General features: G+C 70.4%; 15 protein-coding genes. 12 read left to right on the top strand and 3 right to left on the bottom strand.

All coding sequences use genetic code 11. The features are described 5' to 3' along the window. Positions 1 to 153 precede the first annotated feature (153 nt). From EIL87_RS19205 to EIL87_RS19185, 5 genes are all read left to right on the top strand, one after another. On the top strand, positions 154 to 849 hold the full coding sequence (locus EIL87_RS19205) for a class III extradiol ring-cleavage dioxygenase family protein (protein WP_125091939.1): 696 nt from the start codon (positions 154 to 156) through the stop codon (positions 847 to 849). A gap of 29 nt (positions 850 to 878) precedes the next feature. Beyond that, the gene (gene miaA / locus EIL87_RS19200; protein WP_125091938.1) at positions 879 to 1,790 is read left to right on the top strand and encodes a tRNA (adenosine(37)-N6)-dimethylallyltransferase MiaA; all 912 of its coding nucleotides are present in this window, start codon (positions 879 to 881) and stop codon (positions 1,788 to 1,790) included. Positions 1,791 to 1,799: 9 nt separating this feature from the next. Continuing rightward, complete coding sequence (dapF, locus tag EIL87_RS19195) at positions 1,800 to 2,642, top strand: diaminopimelate epimerase (protein ID WP_125091937.1); 843 nt, start codon at positions 1,800 to 1,802, stop codon at positions 2,640 to 2,642. A 166-nt stretch (positions 2,643 to 2,808) separates the two neighbouring features. After that, entirely contained in the window at positions 2,809 to 4,242 is a 1,434-nt protein-coding gene (hflX, locus tag EIL87_RS19190; RefSeq protein ID WP_125092056.1) for a GTPase HflX, read from the top strand. Beyond that, the gene (locus tag EIL87_RS19185) at positions 4,232 to 5,260 is read left to right on the top strand and encodes an esterase-like activity of phytase family protein (protein WP_233576374.1); all 1,029 of its coding nucleotides are present in this window, start codon (positions 4,232 to 4,234) and stop codon (positions 5,258 to 5,260) included. The genes hflX and EIL87_RS19185 overlap by 11 nt, the downstream gene beginning before the upstream one ends. A gap of 9 nt (positions 5,261 to 5,269) precedes the next feature. Here EIL87_RS19185 and lexA read toward each other — a convergent pair whose 3' ends face one another. After that, positions 5,270 to 5,980, bottom strand: a complete 711-nt coding sequence (lexA, locus tag EIL87_RS19180; protein WP_199740503.1) for a transcriptional repressor LexA — start codon at positions 5,978 to 5,980, stop codon at positions 5,270 to 5,272. A gap of 451 nt (positions 5,981 to 6,431) precedes the next feature. On the opposite strand from lexA, the gene EIL87_RS19175 reads away from it, so the two are divergent. The 4 genes from EIL87_RS19175 to EIL87_RS19160 all read left to right on the top strand — a co-directional run bounded on the left by EIL87_RS19175 (position 6,432) and on the right by EIL87_RS19160 (position 11,077). Next, positions 6,432 to 6,686: a LysM peptidoglycan-binding domain-containing protein gene (locus EIL87_RS19175; protein WP_233576373.1), complete on the top strand. Its 255-nt coding sequence runs from the start codon at positions 6,432 to 6,434 to the stop codon at positions 6,684 to 6,686. A 260-nt stretch (positions 6,687 to 6,946) separates the two neighbouring features. Next, the gene (nrdR, locus tag EIL87_RS19170) at positions 6,947 to 7,435 is read left to right on the top strand and encodes a transcriptional regulator NrdR (RefSeq protein WP_125091935.1); all 489 of its coding nucleotides are present in this window, start codon (positions 6,947 to 6,949) and stop codon (positions 7,433 to 7,435) included. Positions 7,436 to 7,614: 179 nt separating this feature from the next. Continuing rightward, positions 7,615 to 10,440 (top strand): vitamin B12-dependent ribonucleotide reductase, encoded by a 2,826-nt coding sequence (locus tag EIL87_RS19165; RefSeq protein WP_125091934.1) that lies wholly within the window; start codon positions 7,615 to 7,617, stop codon positions 10,438 to 10,440. 202 nt (positions 10,441 to 10,642) lie between these two features. Next, positions 10,643 to 11,077: a hypothetical protein gene (locus tag EIL87_RS19160; protein ID WP_125091933.1), complete on the top strand. Its 435-nt coding sequence runs from the start codon at positions 10,643 to 10,645 to the stop codon at positions 11,075 to 11,077. Between the two features lie 66 nt (positions 11,078 to 11,143). Here EIL87_RS19160 and EIL87_RS19155 read toward each other — a convergent pair whose 3' ends face one another. Next, a complete protein-coding gene (locus tag EIL87_RS19155) occupies positions 11,144 to 12,421 on the bottom strand; it encodes an aminotransferase class I/II-fold pyridoxal phosphate-dependent enzyme (RefSeq protein ID WP_125091932.1) in 1,278 nt (425 codons plus the stop codon). A gap of 201 nt (positions 12,422 to 12,622) precedes the next feature. Between EIL87_RS19155 and EIL87_RS19150 the strand changes: the two genes are divergently transcribed. Continuing rightward, entirely contained in the window at positions 12,623 to 13,363 is a 741-nt protein-coding gene (locus tag EIL87_RS19150; RefSeq protein ID WP_125091931.1) for an SDR family oxidoreductase, read from the top strand. Here the strand turns inward: EIL87_RS19150 and EIL87_RS19145 are convergent. Next, positions 13,350 to 13,643, bottom strand: a complete 294-nt coding sequence (locus tag EIL87_RS19145) for a hypothetical protein (protein WP_125091930.1) — start codon at positions 13,641 to 13,643, stop codon at positions 13,350 to 13,352. The two genes, EIL87_RS19150 and EIL87_RS19145, sit on opposite strands and share 14 nt — an antisense overlap. Before the next feature lie 151 nt (positions 13,644 to 13,794). Here EIL87_RS19145 and EIL87_RS19140 point away from each other — a divergent pair, with 151 nt between their 5' ends. Together EIL87_RS19140 and EIL87_RS19135 are read left to right on the top strand one after the other, a co-directional pair. Continuing rightward, a complete protein-coding gene (locus EIL87_RS19140; protein ID WP_125091929.1) occupies positions 13,795 to 15,579 on the top strand; it encodes a Xaa-Pro dipeptidyl-peptidase in 1,785 nt (594 codons plus the stop codon). 191 nt (positions 15,580 to 15,770) lie between these two features. Further along, positions 15,771 to 16,865, top strand: coding sequence for a DUF4192 domain-containing protein (locus EIL87_RS19135; protein ID WP_125091928.1), 1,095 nt, complete (start codon positions 15,771 to 15,773; stop codon positions 16,863 to 16,865). Positions 16,866 to 16,872: the final 7 nt, after the last annotated feature.

Genomic DNA, 16,872 nt, shown 5'->3' with positions numbered 1-16,872 from the left:
CCAGGGCCGCATGACCTGCACGGCTTCATTGTCATCGGTCACCCACCTGGCGGCAGCGAGCAGGGTGCCGATGCCCGCCATCGGCCCGTTCCGCCGCGGAGTGCGGCCACCTGCTCCAGCCAACTCGCCCGTGACCTCATACCGTGCACGGGTGTGATCACCCGTGTCGCCGTCGTCCCGTACCCGCCGCTGCTGGTTCCCGCCCTGACCGTGAGGGCCGACGCCGAGACCGAGCGGCTGCGGGGCGCCTGTTCGCGCGCCGTGTCCAGTCTGGCGGATTCGAGCGCCGAATGGGTGGTCGTTGGCGTAGATCAATCTGGACCGACCCGATTCAGCCCCGACACCGCGGGCACCTTCGCCGGCTTCGGCCGCGACGTGCGGGTCTCGCTCGGCGGAGCGCAGGACCCGGACCCGCACCTCCCGCTGCCGGTGCTGATCGCGGGCCTGCTGCGCGAGCAGGCGGGTGCTCGGACCGCCGAGGTGCGCCTGCTCGCCCCCGGCACACCTGTCGACGAGTGCGCTGACGTGGGCTCCGAACTCGCCGGAAGGGACGCCGCGCTGCTCGTCCTGGCCGAGGGCAGCAACCGCGCCGACGAACGGTCGTCGCGGGCGCCCGACCCGCGCGCCCGACCGCTGGACGACCGGCTCGCCCGGGCGCTCGCCGAGGTCGACACCGACGCCCTGCGAGCGCTGGACCCCGAGCTGTGCGCGGAGCTCGGCGTTCCCCGCGCGGCCTTGCAAGTGCTACCCGGCGTGGTTGAGGAAGGCACCTGGAGGGGTGAGCTGCTCCACTCGGCGACCCCGTTCGGCGTCACCTACCACGTCGCCACCTGGACCAGGGAGGACTGACCCACCCGGTCTCCTCTTAAGGTGCAGGTGTGTCCGCACCTCCCCACCCCGTCGCCGTCGTCGGGCCGACCGCGACGGGCAAGTCCGACCTGGCCTTGGACCTCGCCGACCGGCTCGACGGCGAGGTGATCAACGCCGACGCCATGCAGCTCTACCGCGGGATGGACATCGGCACCGCCAAGCTGCCCGTGGAGGAGCGTCGCGGCATCCCGCACCACCAGCTCGACGTCCTCGACGTCACCGAGACCGCGTCGGTCGCGGCGTACCAGTGCGCGGCCAGGGCTGCGGTGGAGGACGTCCTCGCGCGCGGACGCACCCCGATCCTGGTCGGTGGCTCCGGCCTCTACGTGCAGGCCGTCGTCGACGACCTGTCGTTCCCCGGGACCGACCCGCAGGTGCGGCAGAAGTACGAGGACGAGCTGGCCCGGCTCGGGCCCGTCGCGCTGCACCGCAGGCTCGCCGAGCTCGACCCCGCCGCCGCGTCGGCCATCCTCACCAGCAACGGGCGACGCATCGTGCGAGCGCTGGAGGTCATCGAGATCACCGGCGAGCCGTTCTCCGCCAACCTGCCCACCCCGGGGCCACCCCGCTACGGGACCGTCCTGGCGGGCTTGGACCGCCCCGCCGAGGACCTCGACGACCGCGTCGACGAGCGCGTCACCCGCATGTTCGACGCGGGTCTGGCCGAGGAGGTGCGCAGGCTCGAGGAGCAGGGGCTCCGGCACGGGCGCACCGCCAGCCGCGCGCTCGGCTACCAGCAGGTGCTCGCCGAGTTCGACGGATCGGGCGACATGACCGCCGCGGCCGCCGAGACCGCCCGCTTGACCCGCCGCTTCGTCCGCAAGCAGCGCTCGTGGTTCCGCCGCGACGAGCGCATCCACTGGTTCGACGCCGCCGATCCCGCGCTCACCGACGAGGTCCTCGCCCTGGTGACTCCGTAGACTGGCCCTGTGCACGCCTTCGGAGGACCCGAGTACACCAAGGGCCACGGGACCCAGAACGACTTCGTCATCCTGCCCGACCCGGACGGTGAGCTGGAGCTCACCGACGAGCGGGTGCGCGCGTTGTGCGACCGGCAGCGCGGTCTGGGCGCTGACGGCGTGCTGCGCGTGGTCCGCGCGGGCAACCTGCCCGACGCGCCGGCTGACGTCCCCTCCGACGTCTGGTTCATGGACTACCGCAACGCCGACGGTTCGATCGCTGAGATGTGCGGCAACGGCGTGCGCGTCTTCGCCCGCTACCTGGTCGACTCCGGCCTCGCGCAGCCCGGTGACCTGCCGGTCGGGACCCGTGCCGGCGTCCGTCCGGTGCGCACCCACGACGACGGGCGGGTGACCGTCGAGATGGGCCAGGCCAAGATCTTCGGCGAATCGGCCACCACCGTGGCCGGCGCCCGCGTTGCCGGCGTCGCGGTCGACGTCGGCAACCCCCACCTGGCCTGCGTCGGCGACCACGACCTCGACGCGCTGGACCTCAGCACGGCTCCGCCGCACGACGAGAACCTGTTCCCCGACGGCGTGAACGTCGAGTTCGTCCGGCCGCTCACGGCCGGCGAGGTGCGGATGCGCGTGCACGAACGCGGAGTGGGCGAGACGCGCTCCTGCGGCACCGGCACGGTCGCCGCCACCGCCGCCGCCCTGCACGCGGCCGGGCAGACCACGGGCAGCCGGATCGTGCACATCCCCGGCGGCACCGTCGAGGTCGAGATCACCGCCAGCGGCTCGACCCTGACCGGGCCCGCCGTGCTGGTCGGCGGTGGACGGCTCAGCGCCGAGTGGTGGCAGAACCCGTGACGACCCCTTCGTCGTGCCCGCTCTCGCAGGTCACAGCCCTGCGAACGGGCTCTGACGAGCGTTGCGCGTGAAAATGGGTCGCGCAGCGTGGGACACTACCCCTGAGATGAGAGATTCCTTGACCGCATCCCCAGAGCTCGACCAGGACTCGGCGTCGGAGCAGGACATGACCGACGCCGACCACTTCGAACCGATCCTCGCCGGGGACGAACCGTCCACCGGCGAGATGGAGCTGGAGGATCGCGCTTCGCTCCGACGGATCTCCGGTCTGTCCACCGAGCTCGAGGACATCACCGAGGTCGAATACCGGCGGCTGCGCCTGGAGCGCGTCGTGCTGGTGGGTGTGTGGACCGAAGGCGACGCCGAGCACGCCGACGCGTCGCTGGCCGAACTCGCCCGCCTCGCCGAGACCGCGGGCTCGGAGGTGCTCGAAGGCATCATCCAGCGCCGCGACCGGCCCGACCCGGGCACCTACGTCGGCTCCGGCAAGGTCCGCGAGCTGCGCGACCTGGTCGCCGCCAACGGTGCCGACACCGTGATCTGCGATGGGGAGCTCTCACCCGGCCAGCTGCGGCAGCTGGAGGAGAAGCTCAAGGTCAAGGTCGTCGACCGGACCGCGCTGATCCTCGACATCTTCGCCCAGCACGCCCGCTCCAAGGAGGGCAAGGCGCAGGTCGAGCTCGCGCAGCTGCAGTACTACCTGCCCCGCCTGCGTGGTTGGGGTGAGGCGATGTCCCGTCAGGCCGGTGGCCGGGCGGGCGCCAACGGCGGCGTGGGAACCCGTGGTCCTGGTGAGACCAAGCTGGAGACCGACCGCCGGAGCGTGCACAAGCGCATCAGCAAGCTGCGCAAGGAACTGGCCGCGATGAAGACGGTCCGCGGCACCAAGCGCAGCCGGCGCGCCTCCAACGAGGTTCCCGGCGTGGCCATCGCCGGCTACACCAACGCGGGCAAGTCCAGCCTGCTCAACGCCCTGACCGGGGCCGGGGTGCTGGTCGAGGACGCGCTGTTCGCCACCCTGGACCCGACCACCCGCAAGGCGGCCACCCCGGACGGCAGGGCGCACACGCTCACCGACACCGTGGGGTTCGTCCGCCACCTGCCGCACCAGCTGGTCGAGGCGTTCCGCTCCACCCTGGAGGAGGTCGCCAACGCGGACCTGCTGGTCCACGTCGTCGACGGGTCGGAAGCCTCGCCGCACGAGCAGGTCGCCGCGGTCCGCGAGGTGCTCAGCGAGATCTCCGAGGAGCACGGGTCGGAGATGCCGCCGGAACTGCTCGTGGTCAACAAGGTCGACTCGATCGACGAGACCCGGATGGCCGAACTGCGCCGCCTGCTGCCGGAGGCCGTGTTCGTCTCCGCGCACAGCGGCAAGGGCATCGAGGGCTTGCGCGAGATCATCGCCGAGCGGCTGCCTCGTCCTGAGGTGTTCGTCGACGCCCTGATCCCCTACACCCGGGGCGATCTCGTGGCGCGGTTGCACAACGACGGTGAAGTCGTCGTGGAGGAGCACACGCCGGAAGGCACGCGCGTGCAGGCCAAGGTCCGCCCGGACCTGGCCTCGGTGCTCGAGCCGTTCGCGGCCAACGGTGCGGTCTGACCGAGCCCGCGGCCTGACCGGGGCCGCACTGCTCACCGCCTGCGTGGTCCTCACGGGCACGCCCGCGCACGGGCAGCCGGCACCGGTCGAGCTGTGCACGGTTGAGGACTCGGAGCTCTCCGAGCTCTCCGGCCTGGCTTCCGACGGCACCCGCTGGTACGCGGTCGGCGACGGAGGTTCGTCGGTGCAGGTGTTCGTGCTCGACCCGGCGACGTGCGCGGTGCGTGGGCAACGCACCGCGGACAACGACCCCTACGACGTCGAGGACCTGGCCCTGGCGCCCGACGGCGCGCTGTGGCTGGCGGACACCGGCGACAACCGGCACAACCGGAAGGACGTCGCGCTGCACGTGCTGCCCGAAGGGAGTGGCGCCCAGCTGTACCGGATGTCGTACCCGGACAGCCCGCACGACGCGGAGGCACTGCTGCTGGACCGGAACGGCGTGCCCCACATCGTCACCAAGGAGCCGCTGGGCTGGGCCGGGGTCTACCGTCCGTCGCAGCCGCTGGACCCGCACGCCACCGTCCCGATGGAACGAGTCGGCTCCGTCTCCTTGCGCGCGACGAAGACCCCCGGCGGGCCGTTGCAGGGCTCGACGGGCTCGGTGCTGGTGACGGGTGGCTCGGTGAGCCAGGACGGCACGCTGGTGGCGCTGCGCACCTACACCGAGGCCTACGTCTACCGCTCGCCGGACGGTGACGTCCTCGAAGCGCTCAAGGGCGAACCGGTGCGCATCCCGCTCCCGGACGAGGAGCAGGGGGAGGCCATCGCGTGGGAGCCCGGCGGCAGCTTGCTGTCGGGATCCGAGGGCAACGAGCCGATCCGCCGCGTTTCCGGCGCAGATGGGAACGCGGCGGACGAACCGGTTACGCCCTCGGTGCCCCCGGGTGGCGATGCCGACCAGGCCCAACCCGCGACCGAGGAGGACGGCATGTCCACCGGCCGCGCACTGCTGCTGGCCGGGGTCGTCGCCGCCCTGGTGGTCTACCTGGTCGGCTGGCGTCGCAGGAGGTCCTGACCGCCTCGTTCAGAGGCGTCGGAGCACCGCGACGACCTTGCCCAAGATCTGGGCGTCGTCGCCCAGGATCGGCTCGTAGGCCGAGTTGTGCGGCATCAGCCAAACGTGCTCGTCGGTCCGCTTGAAGGTCTTGACCGTGGCCTCGCCGTCGATCATCGCCGCGACGACCTCGCCGTTGTCGGCGTCCGGCTGCTGGCGCACGGCGACCCAGTCCCCGTCGGTGATCGCCAGGTCGACCATCGAGTCACCGACGACCTTGAGCAGGAACAGCGTTCCGTCGCCGACGATCTCCTTCGGCAACGGGAAGACGTCCTCGATGGCCTCCTCGGCGAGGATCGGCCCACCGGCGGCGATGCGCCCGACGACCGGCACGTAGGCCGGCTTGGCCTGCGTCTCCTCCTCGCTCTCGCCGCCGACGAGCACGCCGACCGTGCGAGGCCGGTGCGGGTCGCGCCGCAGGAAGCCCTTCCGCTCGAGCACGCGCAGCTGGTAGGCCACCGACGACGTGGAGGTCAGGCCCACCGCGTCACCGATCTCGCGGACGCTCGGCGGGTAGCCGTGCTCGCTCATCCACTCCCTGATGGCCTCCAGCACCTTGAGCTGCCGGTCGCTGAGCTCCTCGGCCGCGGTGGCCTGTTCCGGCACGGTGTCCACCTCGGCAGGGGAGTCCTTGATGTCCGGTACGCGGCCCCCGATCGAGCCGGTCGCATTAGTCGCCACCGCTGCCTCCTGAATCCGTGTGAACTGCGGTGCTGGTCTGGTTGAGCGGTGCGCCGCCTCGGATCGGCCGCCGGTCCGCCGCTCGCTTTCCACAGTAGACGCGAGGAAGACAGAGATCAAACACCTGTTCGAGTTAATTTCAGGGCCCGGGTCTCGCGTCGAAGGCCACTCTTGGTACACAATCGCACGGAGGTTCGATCGAACAACCTTTCGATCATCGTTCCGCGCGGGAGGCGACATGACCACGTTCATCGACACAGTAAGGCGGGTCCGCCCGGTGGAGCGGGCTGCGCTGCCCGTCCGGCCGGAAGTCGAACCGATCGTGTCGCCGCTCCGCGGGCCCGAGGGGCGTCGCCCGCATGGGCGGGTGATCGGGACTGCTCAGCGGAACCGGGGGTCCGGGGTCAGGTCGTGCCCTCGGCCGGCCTCCGGTGGGTTCGGCGAGTGGGTGGTGCTCGGCGGTGTCGCCGCCTCGACCTTCCTCGTGGTGGTGCTGGTCGGTCTGTTCGGGGCGGGCGACGCGCCGGTGACCGGAGGTACCACCGTTGTGCAGGTGCACACGGGGGACACTCTCTGGGGCATCGCGACGCGGACGGCGCCCGGCGAGGACCCCCGCGCGGTGGTCGAGCGCATCGTCGAGCTCAACGGTCTGGGCGCTCCTGTTGCCGAAGCGGGCCGTCACCTGGTGGTGCCGGTCAGTAGCTGACCGAGCCACTAGATGTTGTGGTTCTCCGGGTTTTCGCAGCTGGCGCGCGGGCCGGGTCATCCGCCCGGGCGACATGGGTGTGTCGGTTTGCAACGCCGTCCGGCACGGGTTTAAAGTCGACCACAACATCTAGTAGTTACGTCCATGTGGTTAGTCCACAGGTTGGGCTTCGGCCCCCTCTGGGTACCCCGTGGGCACCGTGGTCGTGGACTGGTGGGAGTCGGTCGGCGGCCACCCAGGGGGAAGGGGGTGCATGGCCGGTGCGGTGCCCGTTCTGCCGCGGCGATGACTCCAGGGTCGTGGACTCGCGCGAAGTCGAGGACGGCCAAGCGATCCGTCGCCGGCGCTCGTGCTCGGCCTGCGGTCGCCGGTTCACGACGATCGAGGAACTGGTGTTGTCGGTCGTGAAGCGGTCGGGCGTCACCGAACCCTTCAGCCGGGAGAAGGTGGTGACCGGCGTGCGCCGCGCGTGCCAGGGCCGTCCGGTCGAAGAGGACGCGCTGCAGCAGCTGGCGCACCAGGTCGAGGAGGCGATCCGGTCGTCCGGCGTCGCGGAGCTGCCGAGCCACGAGGTCGGACTGGCGATCCTCGGCCCGCTGCGCGAGCTGGACGAAGTCGCCTACCTGCGCTTCGCGAGCGTCTACCGCGCCTACTCCTCGGTGGAGGACTTCGAGAAGGAAATAGCCGACCTCCGGGCCGCGAGGGACCTGCAGGACGACGAACGACGAGACGTGGAGAGCGGCGGTTGAGCAAGCCGCGACGGCGCGCGTCCCGCAGAGGGGGCGGAAGCGCGAAACGCCAGCAGGCGTCCCGGGCGGGGACGCCGAAGAGCACAGAGCCACGACCGAACCGGACGGGGAGCCCGGACGGGGCCGACGAAACGCGACGATCGACTGAGCGAGCGATGAAGAAGGAAAAGGGGCAGGTCATGACAGAGACCGTCGGTAGCCCGGCCGGCGCAGCGGGGGAACCGGAAGCAGGTGCCCGTGAGGGCATCCGGGTCGAGCGCGTCTACACCACCGAGGGGGTGCACCCTTACGACGAGGTCAAGTGGGAGCGCCGCGACGTGGTGATGACCAACTGGCGGGACGGTTCGGTCAACTTCGAGCAGCGCGGGGTCGAGTTCCCCGACTTCTGGTCGTTGAACGCGGTCAACATCGTCACCAGCAAGTACTTCCGCGGTGCGGTCGGGACCGAGGAGCGCGAGAGCAGCCTGCGGCAGCTGATCGACCGGGTCGTGAAGACCTACGTCGCCTCCGGTGTCGAGAACGGCTACTTCGCGACGGACACCGACGCGGAGGTCTTCGAGCACGAGCTGACCTACATGCTCTTGCACCAGGTCTTCAGCTTCAACTCGCCGGTCTGGTTCAACGTGGGGACCAGCTCGCGCCAGCAGGTCTCGGCCTGCTTCATCCTGTCGGTCGACGACACGATGGAGTCGATCCTCGACTGGTACAAGGAAGAGGGCCTGATCTTCAAGGGCGGCTCCGGGGCCGGGCTCAACCTGTCCCGCATCCGCTCCTCCAAGGAGCTGCTGTCCTCGGGCGGCACCGCGTCCGGGCCGGTCTCCTTCATGCGCGGCGCCGACGCCTCCGCGGGCACCATCAAGTCCGGTGGTGCGACCCGCAGGGCGGCCAAGATGGTCGTGCTCGACGTCGACCACCCCGACGTCGAGGAGTTCATCGAGACCAAGGCGCGCGAGGAGCACAAGATCCGCGCGCTGCGCGACGCCGGGTTCGACATGGACCTCGGTGGCGCGGACGCCAACTCGGTGCAATACCAGAACGCCAACAACTCGGTCCGCGTCTCGGACGAGTTCATGCGCGCGGTCGAGAGCGACGGCGACTTCGGCCTGCGCTCCCGCACCGACGGCGACGTGATCGAGTCGGTGCGGGGCCGCGACCTCTTCCGCAAGGTCGCCAAGGCCGCGTGGGAGTGCGCCGACCCGGGGATCCAGTACGACGACACGATCAACGACTGGCACACCTCGCCGGAGACGGGTCGCATCACCGCGTCCAACCCGTGCTCGGAGTACATGCACCTGGACAACTCCAGCTGCAACCTGGCCTCGCTGAACTTGATGAAGTTCCTCCGCGACGACCTCACCTTCGACGCGGAGCTGTTCGAGAAGACGGTCGAGTTCGTCATCACCGCGATGGACATCTCGATCTGCTTCGCGGACTTCCCGACCGAGGCGATCGGGGACACGACCCGCAAGTTCCGCCAGCTCGGCATCGGCTACGCCAACCTCGGCGCGCTGCTGATGGCGACCGGGCACGCCTACGACTCGGACGGCGGTCGTGCGCTGGCGGCGGCGATCACCTCGCTGATGACCGGCACCGCCTACAAGCGTTCGGCCGAGCTGGCCGGCGTCGTCGGCCCGTACGAGGGCTACGCCCGCAACGCCGAGGGCCACCAGCGGGTCATGCGCAAGCACGCTGCGGCCAACGACCTGGTGCGCACCTACCACCACAACGACAAGACGGTGCACAGCCTGGCCACCAAGGTCTGGCAGCGGGGCCTGGAGATCGGCAGCCGCAACGGCTGGCGCAACGCCCAGGCGTCGGTGCTGGCGCCCACCGGGACCATCGGCCTGATGATGGACTGCGACACCACCGGTGTTGAGCCCGACCTGGCGCTGGTCAAGTTCAAGAAGCTGGTCGGCGGCGGCTCGATGCAGATCGTCAACCAGACCGTCCCGCGCGCCCTGCAGGCGCTGGGCTACCAGGAAGAGCAGATCGAGGCGATCGTCGAGTACATCGCCGAGCACGGTCACGTCATCGGTGCGCCCGGTCTGCGCCAGGAGCACTACGACGTCTTCGACTGCGCGATGGGCGAGCGCTCGATCGCACCGATGGGGCACGTCCGGATGATGGCCGCGGTGCAGCCGTTCATCTCGGGCGCCATCTCGAAGACGGTCAACATGCCGGAGTCGGCCAGCGTCGAGGACGTCGAGGAGCTGTACTTCGAGGGCTGGCGGCTGGGCCTGAAGGCGCTGGCCATCTACCGCGACAACTGCAAGGTGGGCCAACCGCTGTCGGCCGGCAAGGGCGGCAAGGGCGAGTCGGAGAAGGCGGTCGAGAAGCAGATCGAGTACCGCCCGGTCCGCAAGCGCCTGCCGAAGAAGCGCCCGAGCCAGACGGTCTCGTTCACCGTCGGCGGTGCCGAGGGTTACCTGCACGCCGGTTCTTACCCGGACGACGGGCTGGGCGAGATCTTCGTCAAGCTCGGCAAGCAGGGTTCGACCCTGGCCGGTGTGATGGACGCCTTCTCGATGTCGATCTCGGTGGGTCTGCAGTACGGCATCCCGCTCGAGTTCTACGTCTCGAAGTTCCAGAACCTGCGCTTCGAGCCGGCCGGCATGACCGACGACCCGGACATCCGGATGGCCAGCAGCGTCCTGGACTACCTGTTCCGCCGCCTGGCGCTGGACTACCTGCCCTACGAGAAGCGCGCCCAGCTGGGCATCTTCACCGTTGAGGAGCGGGAGTCCCAGGTCAACGGAACGGAACCGGCGTCGAACTCGGACAACGTCGACCTGGACACCATGCGGTCCACGGTGGACTACGCCAAGGCCGAGGAGAAGTCCGAGTCCCAGGAGGAGGTCCGCGCGGGTAGTTCCACCGAACTGCTCGAGCTGCAGTTGGGCAAGGCCGCCGACGCGCCGCTGTGCATGACCTGCGGCACGAAGATGCGCCCGTCGGGCTCCTGCTACCTCTGCGAGGGATGCGGCTCCACCTCGGGCTGCAGCTGAGCCTGAGCGCTGGATGACCTGAGTCCGGGGTGGGTGTGTCACCGACACGCCCACCCCGGACTTCTTTCGTGGCACGGGCTTCGCATTTCCCCAGCGCGCGGGCTCACGTTCAGGCGACGCAGGCGACCTCGCCGCCCGGAGCGCGCGATTCGCGGGTCGCGGGTTCGGCACGATCTCCCCACCGAAACACGCGGAGGTGGAGATGCGGGCACGGAGCTTGCTGACGAACGCGGTGCTCTTCGCCGCTCCCGGAGTGCACGTCGTGACCGTGACGGGGTTCCCGGACCGGTCGGTGACCGCTCTGGCGGCTGTGAACCACAGCGGGGAACTGGAGTGGGACGAGCCGGAGGTCGAGCACTACCTCGACCAGCTGCTGCGCGAGGGGACGGCGATCTCGCTCGTCCTGCACGTGCTCAGCGATGAGGTCGCCTTCACCGATGCCCAGGGCGGCGAGGTGCTGGTCAAGCACGTCTACGGCTGGTTCATCGAGGACGGGGAGATCAGGCCCGTCACCGCGGCCGAAGCGTTCGACATCGGGTGCGTGGACCCGGACACGGGTGAGCCGGTCCCGCCCCAGCCCGGGGTGCGCTACGAGAACGCCTGGCCGCTCGTCCTCGAAGGCGAAGGTTCTTGGTGAGCGTGGCGCCCACAGCAGAAGGCCGGTGCGGTCCGACGGACCACGCCGGCCTTCTGCGCGTTCAGGTCAGGACTGCTTCTCGGCCAGCAGCTTTTCCGTGGCGACCAGGCGCACGCAGACGGCCAAGCCCGCGGTGGCGGCCTCGACGTCGGCGAGCTCCGGGAAGGTCGGAGCGATGCGGATCACCGAGTCGGCCGGGTCCTCGCCGTAGGGGTGGGTCGAGCCGGCCGGGGTGAGCGCGATGCCCGCTTCCTTGGCCTTGGCGACGACGTCCTTGGCGCAGCCCTCGGGCACCTCCAGGCTGATGAAGTAGCCCCCGGCCGGGTTGGACCACTTGGCCAGCCCGGTGCCACCCAGCTCGGCGCTGAGGATCTTGTCCACCGCTTCGAACTTGGGGCGGATCAGCGCGGCGTGCTTGCGCATGTGCTCGCGCAGACCGGCGGGGTCGCGCAGGAACCGGGCGTGGGCCCGCTGGTTGACCTTGTTCGGTCCGATGCTGCGCTTGGAGGTCGAGGTTAGCCACCACTCGATGTTCGTGGGCGAGGAGCCGAGGAACGCCACTCCGGCACCCGCGAACGTGATCTTCGAGGTGGAACCGAACACGAACGCGCGGTCCGGGTTGCCGTGCTCGGCGCACAGCGCCAGCAGGTCGGCGATCTCGGCCTCGTCGTCGGTGAGGTGGTGCACCGCGTAGGCGTTGTCCCAGAAGATCCGGAAGTCTGGGGCGGCGGTGCGCATCGCGGCCAGCCGCCGCACGGTCTCGTCGGAGTAGACGGTGCCGTCCGGGTTGCTGTACTTCGGCACGCACCAGATGCCCTTGATCCGGGAGTCCTCGGCGACCAGCTGCTCGACGACGTCCATGTCGGGACCGTCGGGCGTCATCGGCACGGTGATCATCGTGATGCCGAGGTGCTCGGAGAGCGCGAAGTGGCGGTCGTAGCCGGGAACCGGGCACAGGAACGCGATCTCGGGCTCGGCGACCCACCGCTGCGAACCGCCGGGAACGCCGTTGAGCAGTGCGAACACGAGCGCGTCGTGCATCAGTTCCAAGCTGGAGTTTCCGGCTGCGAGCAGCTGCTCGACGGGCACCTGCAGCGCGTCGCTGAAGATCTCGCGCAGTTCCACCAGCCCGTTGAGGCCGCCGTAGTTGCGCAGATCGGCGCCGTTCGCGTCGGTGCCGCTGGCGAGGTCGAGGAGCTCGTGGGAGAGGTCGAGCTGCTTCGGCGAGGGCTTCCCCCGGGTGATGTCCAGTTTCAGGCCCCGTGCCTTGAGGTCTGCGAACTCCTGGCGGGCGCGGTCGCGCTGGGCGGTCAGCTCTTCGATGGTTGAAGCTGGATCGGGCACCGGTTGAATCCTTCGCCGTATCGGGTAACGAGCAGGAAACAGCCTAGCCGTTGTGCCCGCCTGCGTGCTCACGACCTGCGGCCGGGGCGACCACTCGGCTGCCCGGGTATGACGTGGGTCACCCGTCTCCGCAGGTCATGGCGTCACGTCCGAGCCGGCTGCTTCGTCTGCTCGGTGACCGCGTCGAGGGAGGGTCGGGACGTGGGGAAGTCGATCTTGGTGACCGGCGGGACCGGAACGCTCGGCAGCGCGCTCGTGCCGCGGCTGCGGGCGGCCGATGACACCGTCGCGGTGCTCAGCCGCCGGCCAGGGGACGGCCGGGTCGTCGGTGATCTGCGCACCAGGCGGGGTGTGGCGGACGCCGTGGCGGGTGTGGAGGTGATCGTGCACTGCGCCACGACCGGCAGCGGCCAGGACGTGACCGCCACCCGGAACCTGGTCGAGCTGGCCCGCAGGGTGGGACGACCGCACCTGGTCTACATCTCCATCGTCGGGATCGACCGGATCCCGTTGGCCTACTACCGCACGAAGCTCGAAGCCGAGCGGCTGGTGATCGGTTCCGGGTTGCCGTGGACGATCCTGCGCACGACGCAGTTCCACGACCTCATCGCCAAGATCACCTCGGTGCAGCGGCGCTCACCGGTGGTCGCGGCGCTCTCCGGCGTGCGCTTCCAGCCGATCTCGGTGCAGGACGTGGCCGAGCGGCTGGCGGAGCTGGCCGCGGCGGAACACGCGGGTCGAGTTCCTGACATGGGAGGGCCGCAGGTGCGCGGTCACGAGGACCTGACCCGGGCCTACCTGCGCGCGGCGGACCTGCGTCGCGCGGTGGTGCGGCTGCGTCCGCCGGGAGCGCTCTTCCGAGCGCTCCGGTCCGGCGCCAACCTCGTGCCGGACCGGGCCGTCGGCCGCGGGACGTTCGAGGACTTCCTCAGCGGCGCGTGAGCAGGTGCGCCGCGGTCGCGGTCACCGCGGTCGCGGTGAACACCGACGGCCAGGCACCGATCTTCTTGGCGAGCGGGTGCGAGCCGGCCAGCGCGGCCCCGTAAGTCGCACCCAGCGCGAGCGCCGGGCCGACCCCGGCGCGGCGACGGCAGACCTCCACCGCGCCCAGACCGGCGCCCGCCGCGACGACTCCGCCCCAGTGCCGGTGCTGCGAGGCTCGGGCCACCGCGAAACCACCGATCAACCCGGCCGACGTCAGCAGGCTGGACGGGATCGACATGCGAACTCCTCACTGGTTCCGGTTCGGTCGCCTCGACCTTACTGCCGCTCGGGTGTTCTTGGCGGGAAACCGCCACTCCGGTGATTGACTTACCGTGCTGCGCTGAGAAAGGTGCTGATGTCGTCCTCCATTCCAGCATCCGGGAGCCTGCATGCGGCGCGTCCGAACGGGTTTGCTCGCAGTGATCTTCACCCTTCCCCTGCTCGGGTCCACGGCGGCGGCCCCACCGCCGCAGGGACCCGTGTTCGCCGACGGGGAGGCGCAACCGGTGTTCGACCCCGCCGGAGCGGTGCGGCAGGACCTGTTCGTCACCGCGCCAGTCGACAGCGACCACGACGGTCAGCGCGACCGCGTGCACGTCCAGGTCGTCCGGCCGGCCGAGACCGACCGGGGTCTCCGCGTTCCGGTGGTCTACCAGGCCAGCCCGTACTTCTCCGGCGGCAACGAGGTGGCCAACCACAACGTGGACACCGAGCTGCACGTGCCGGAGCAGCGGTCGGGTCCGCGGACGACGCGCAGCACGACCGGCGACGAGCGGATCGCGGTGGCCGCCGAGATCGACTGGGCCTACGAGCAGTACCTGCTGGCCAGGGGGTACGCCGTGGTCTACGCCGAGTCTCTGGGCACCGGCGGGTCCACGGGTTGCCCGACCACGGGCGCCGAGAACGAGACCGTCGGCGCCAAGTCGGTCGTCGACTGGCTCAACGGGCGCGCTGCCGGCCACGACGCCGGCGGTGCCCCGGTGGCAGCGGACTGGTCGACCGGGAAGGTCGGCATGATGGGGGTTTCCTACAACGGGACGCTGCCCAACGCGGTCGCCTCGACGGGGGTCGAAGGCCTCGAGGCGATCGTTCCGATCGGCGCGATCTCGAACTGGTACGACTACTACCGCACCGACGGAGCGGTCGTCGCCCCCGGCGGTTACCAGGGCGAGGACGCCGATCTGCTGGCCGAGTACGTCCACACCCGCGCCGACCGGGAGCCCTGCCGCCCCGTCATCGACGGGCTCACCGCGGAGCAGGACCGCATCACCGGCGACTACAGCCGGTTCTGGCACGAGCGCAACTACCTCCCCGACGCGAAGCGGGTACGCGCCGCGGTGCTGGCCGTGCACGGGCTCAACGACTGGAACGTCAAGACCCGGCAGGCCGCCCAGTGGTACCGGGCGCTGCGCGACCACGACGTCCCGCACAAGATCTGGTGGCACCAGTCTGGGCACACCGACCCGATCAAGCTGCGTGAGCAGGAGTGGCTGCGGACGCTGAACCGCTGGTTCACCCGCTACCTCCACGGCGTGCCCAACGGCGTCGAAGGGGAACCCCGGGCGACGGTGCAACGCGAGGACGGGAGCTGGGTCGAGGAACCGGAGTGGCCGGCGCCGGAGGTCACCGAGACCGTGCTGCACCCGACGGCGGGCGGACCGCAGCGCGGCGGTTTGAGCGTCGAGCGTCCCGCTCAGCGGGCCGTGGAGGGGCTCACCGATGACGCGCGCGTGCTGGCCGAGGACCTGGCGGCAGCGCCCAGCTCACCGCACCGCCTCGCCTACTTCACCGACCCGCTCAGCGAGCAGGTCCGGGTCAGCGGGGAGGTGCGCGCGAAGCTGGGGCTGACCTTCGACCGGCCGGCGGCCAACGTCACGGCGTTGCTCGTGGACCAGGCGCCGGACGGCTCGGTCTCGGTGGTCACCCGCGGCTGGGCCGACCCGCAGAACCGCGAGGCGCTGGACCGGACCACGCCGGTCGAACCCGGTCGCCACTACGCGATCGGGGTGCGGATGCAGCCCGACGACCACGTGTTCGCGCCGGGACACCGGCTCGGCGTCGTCGTGCTCTCCAGCGACCACGACTTCACGCTGCGGCCCGCTCCCGGGGCGGGACTGCGGTTGGACCTGGCGCGCACGAGCGTCTCGTTGCCGACCGTCGGACGGATCTCCTGACTCCACGGCACGGGAGCCGTGAGTGCGACGCACGGTGATGCCCGATGGGGTGGCGAGGTTGACCCGGTCGATCGTCACCGGCGGGAGTGGTTCCACGCGTTTCGACGCACATTCGTCCACAGCGGACGAAGTTGTCCAGAGATCCGTGGATCCGCTTCCGCCAGGCGGGTTTCCGCGACCATCGTGGGTGCATGCGAACGCGACTGAACACCCAGATCTCCTTGAGCGAGCCCGGTGACGTGCTGGCCGCCCTGCCGCACATGCTGGGGTTCCACCCGGCCGACTCCTTCGTGCTGCTCACGCTCCACGACCTGGACGACACACCGAGGTTCGGCTCGAGCATGCGCGTGGACCTGCCGTGCCCCTCGCAGGCGTGCTTCTTCGCCGAGATGCTGCTCGGTGGTCCGCTGAGCAAGCAACGGGCCGAGGGCGTGATCATGGTCGTGGTCGGGGAGCCCGACTGCGCCGGCTGCCCGCCCAACTGCGGCGGCGAGTGCCACGAGACCGACCGGGACGACTCGGAGGGTGCACCGCCGCTGCTCGACCTCGTCGACGTGGTCCGGAAGTCGTTGCTGCAAGCCGGGATCGTGACGGCCCACGCGTTGCACGTCCCGCAGATCGCGGTCGGTGAGCCGTGGCGGTGCTACTACGACGAAGGGTGCCGGGGCGTGGTCGCGGACCCGAAGGAATCCCCGATGGGCGCGTTGATGGCCGCCGAGGGATCGGTCACCTTCGGTAGCAAGGACGAACTGCGCGAACTAGTCGCGCCCGAATCCGAGGCGGTGATCAACCGCTGGGCCGCCAAGCTCGACGCCATGAGCGAAGAAGCCGTGGACTCCCACGACCCGCTGCACCTCACCAGGGACCTGCGCACGGTCTTCGCCGCCGTCCGGCGCCTCGCCGCGGGTTCGGCCCTGACCGAGGACGACCTGGTCGGCGTGCTGCGGGCGGTGTCGGACACCCGCGTTCGGGACATCGTGATGGGCACCGCGCTGAGCGAACTGGCCCGCCCGGCCGAGGAGCTGTGGTTGTCGCTCGTCCGGAAGGCACCGGAGCCCGAGCTCGTGGAAGTCGTGGCGCTGCTGGCCTTCTCGGCCTACGTGCGCGGCGAGGGTGCGCTCGCGAGCGTCGCCCTCGAGCGCGTCGAGCACATCAAGCCCCCGCACACGCTCAGCGCCCTGCTGCGGCAGGCCATGGACACCGGGCTCCCGCCCGCGGAGCTGGCCGTCATCGCCCGGCATTCGACCGACGACGTCCAGCTCCTGCTCGGCGAGGACGGGGCCTGATGGTGCT

It is taken from the genome of Saccharopolyspora rhizosphaerae, assembly GCF_003931915.1.
GTDB lineage: Bacteria > Actinomycetota > Actinomycetes > Mycobacteriales > Pseudonocardiaceae > Saccharopolyspora > Saccharopolyspora rhizosphaerae.
The sequence above is the reverse complement of the archived record's forward strand: the minus strand, read 5'-3'. Positions and strand labels throughout refer to the sequence as shown.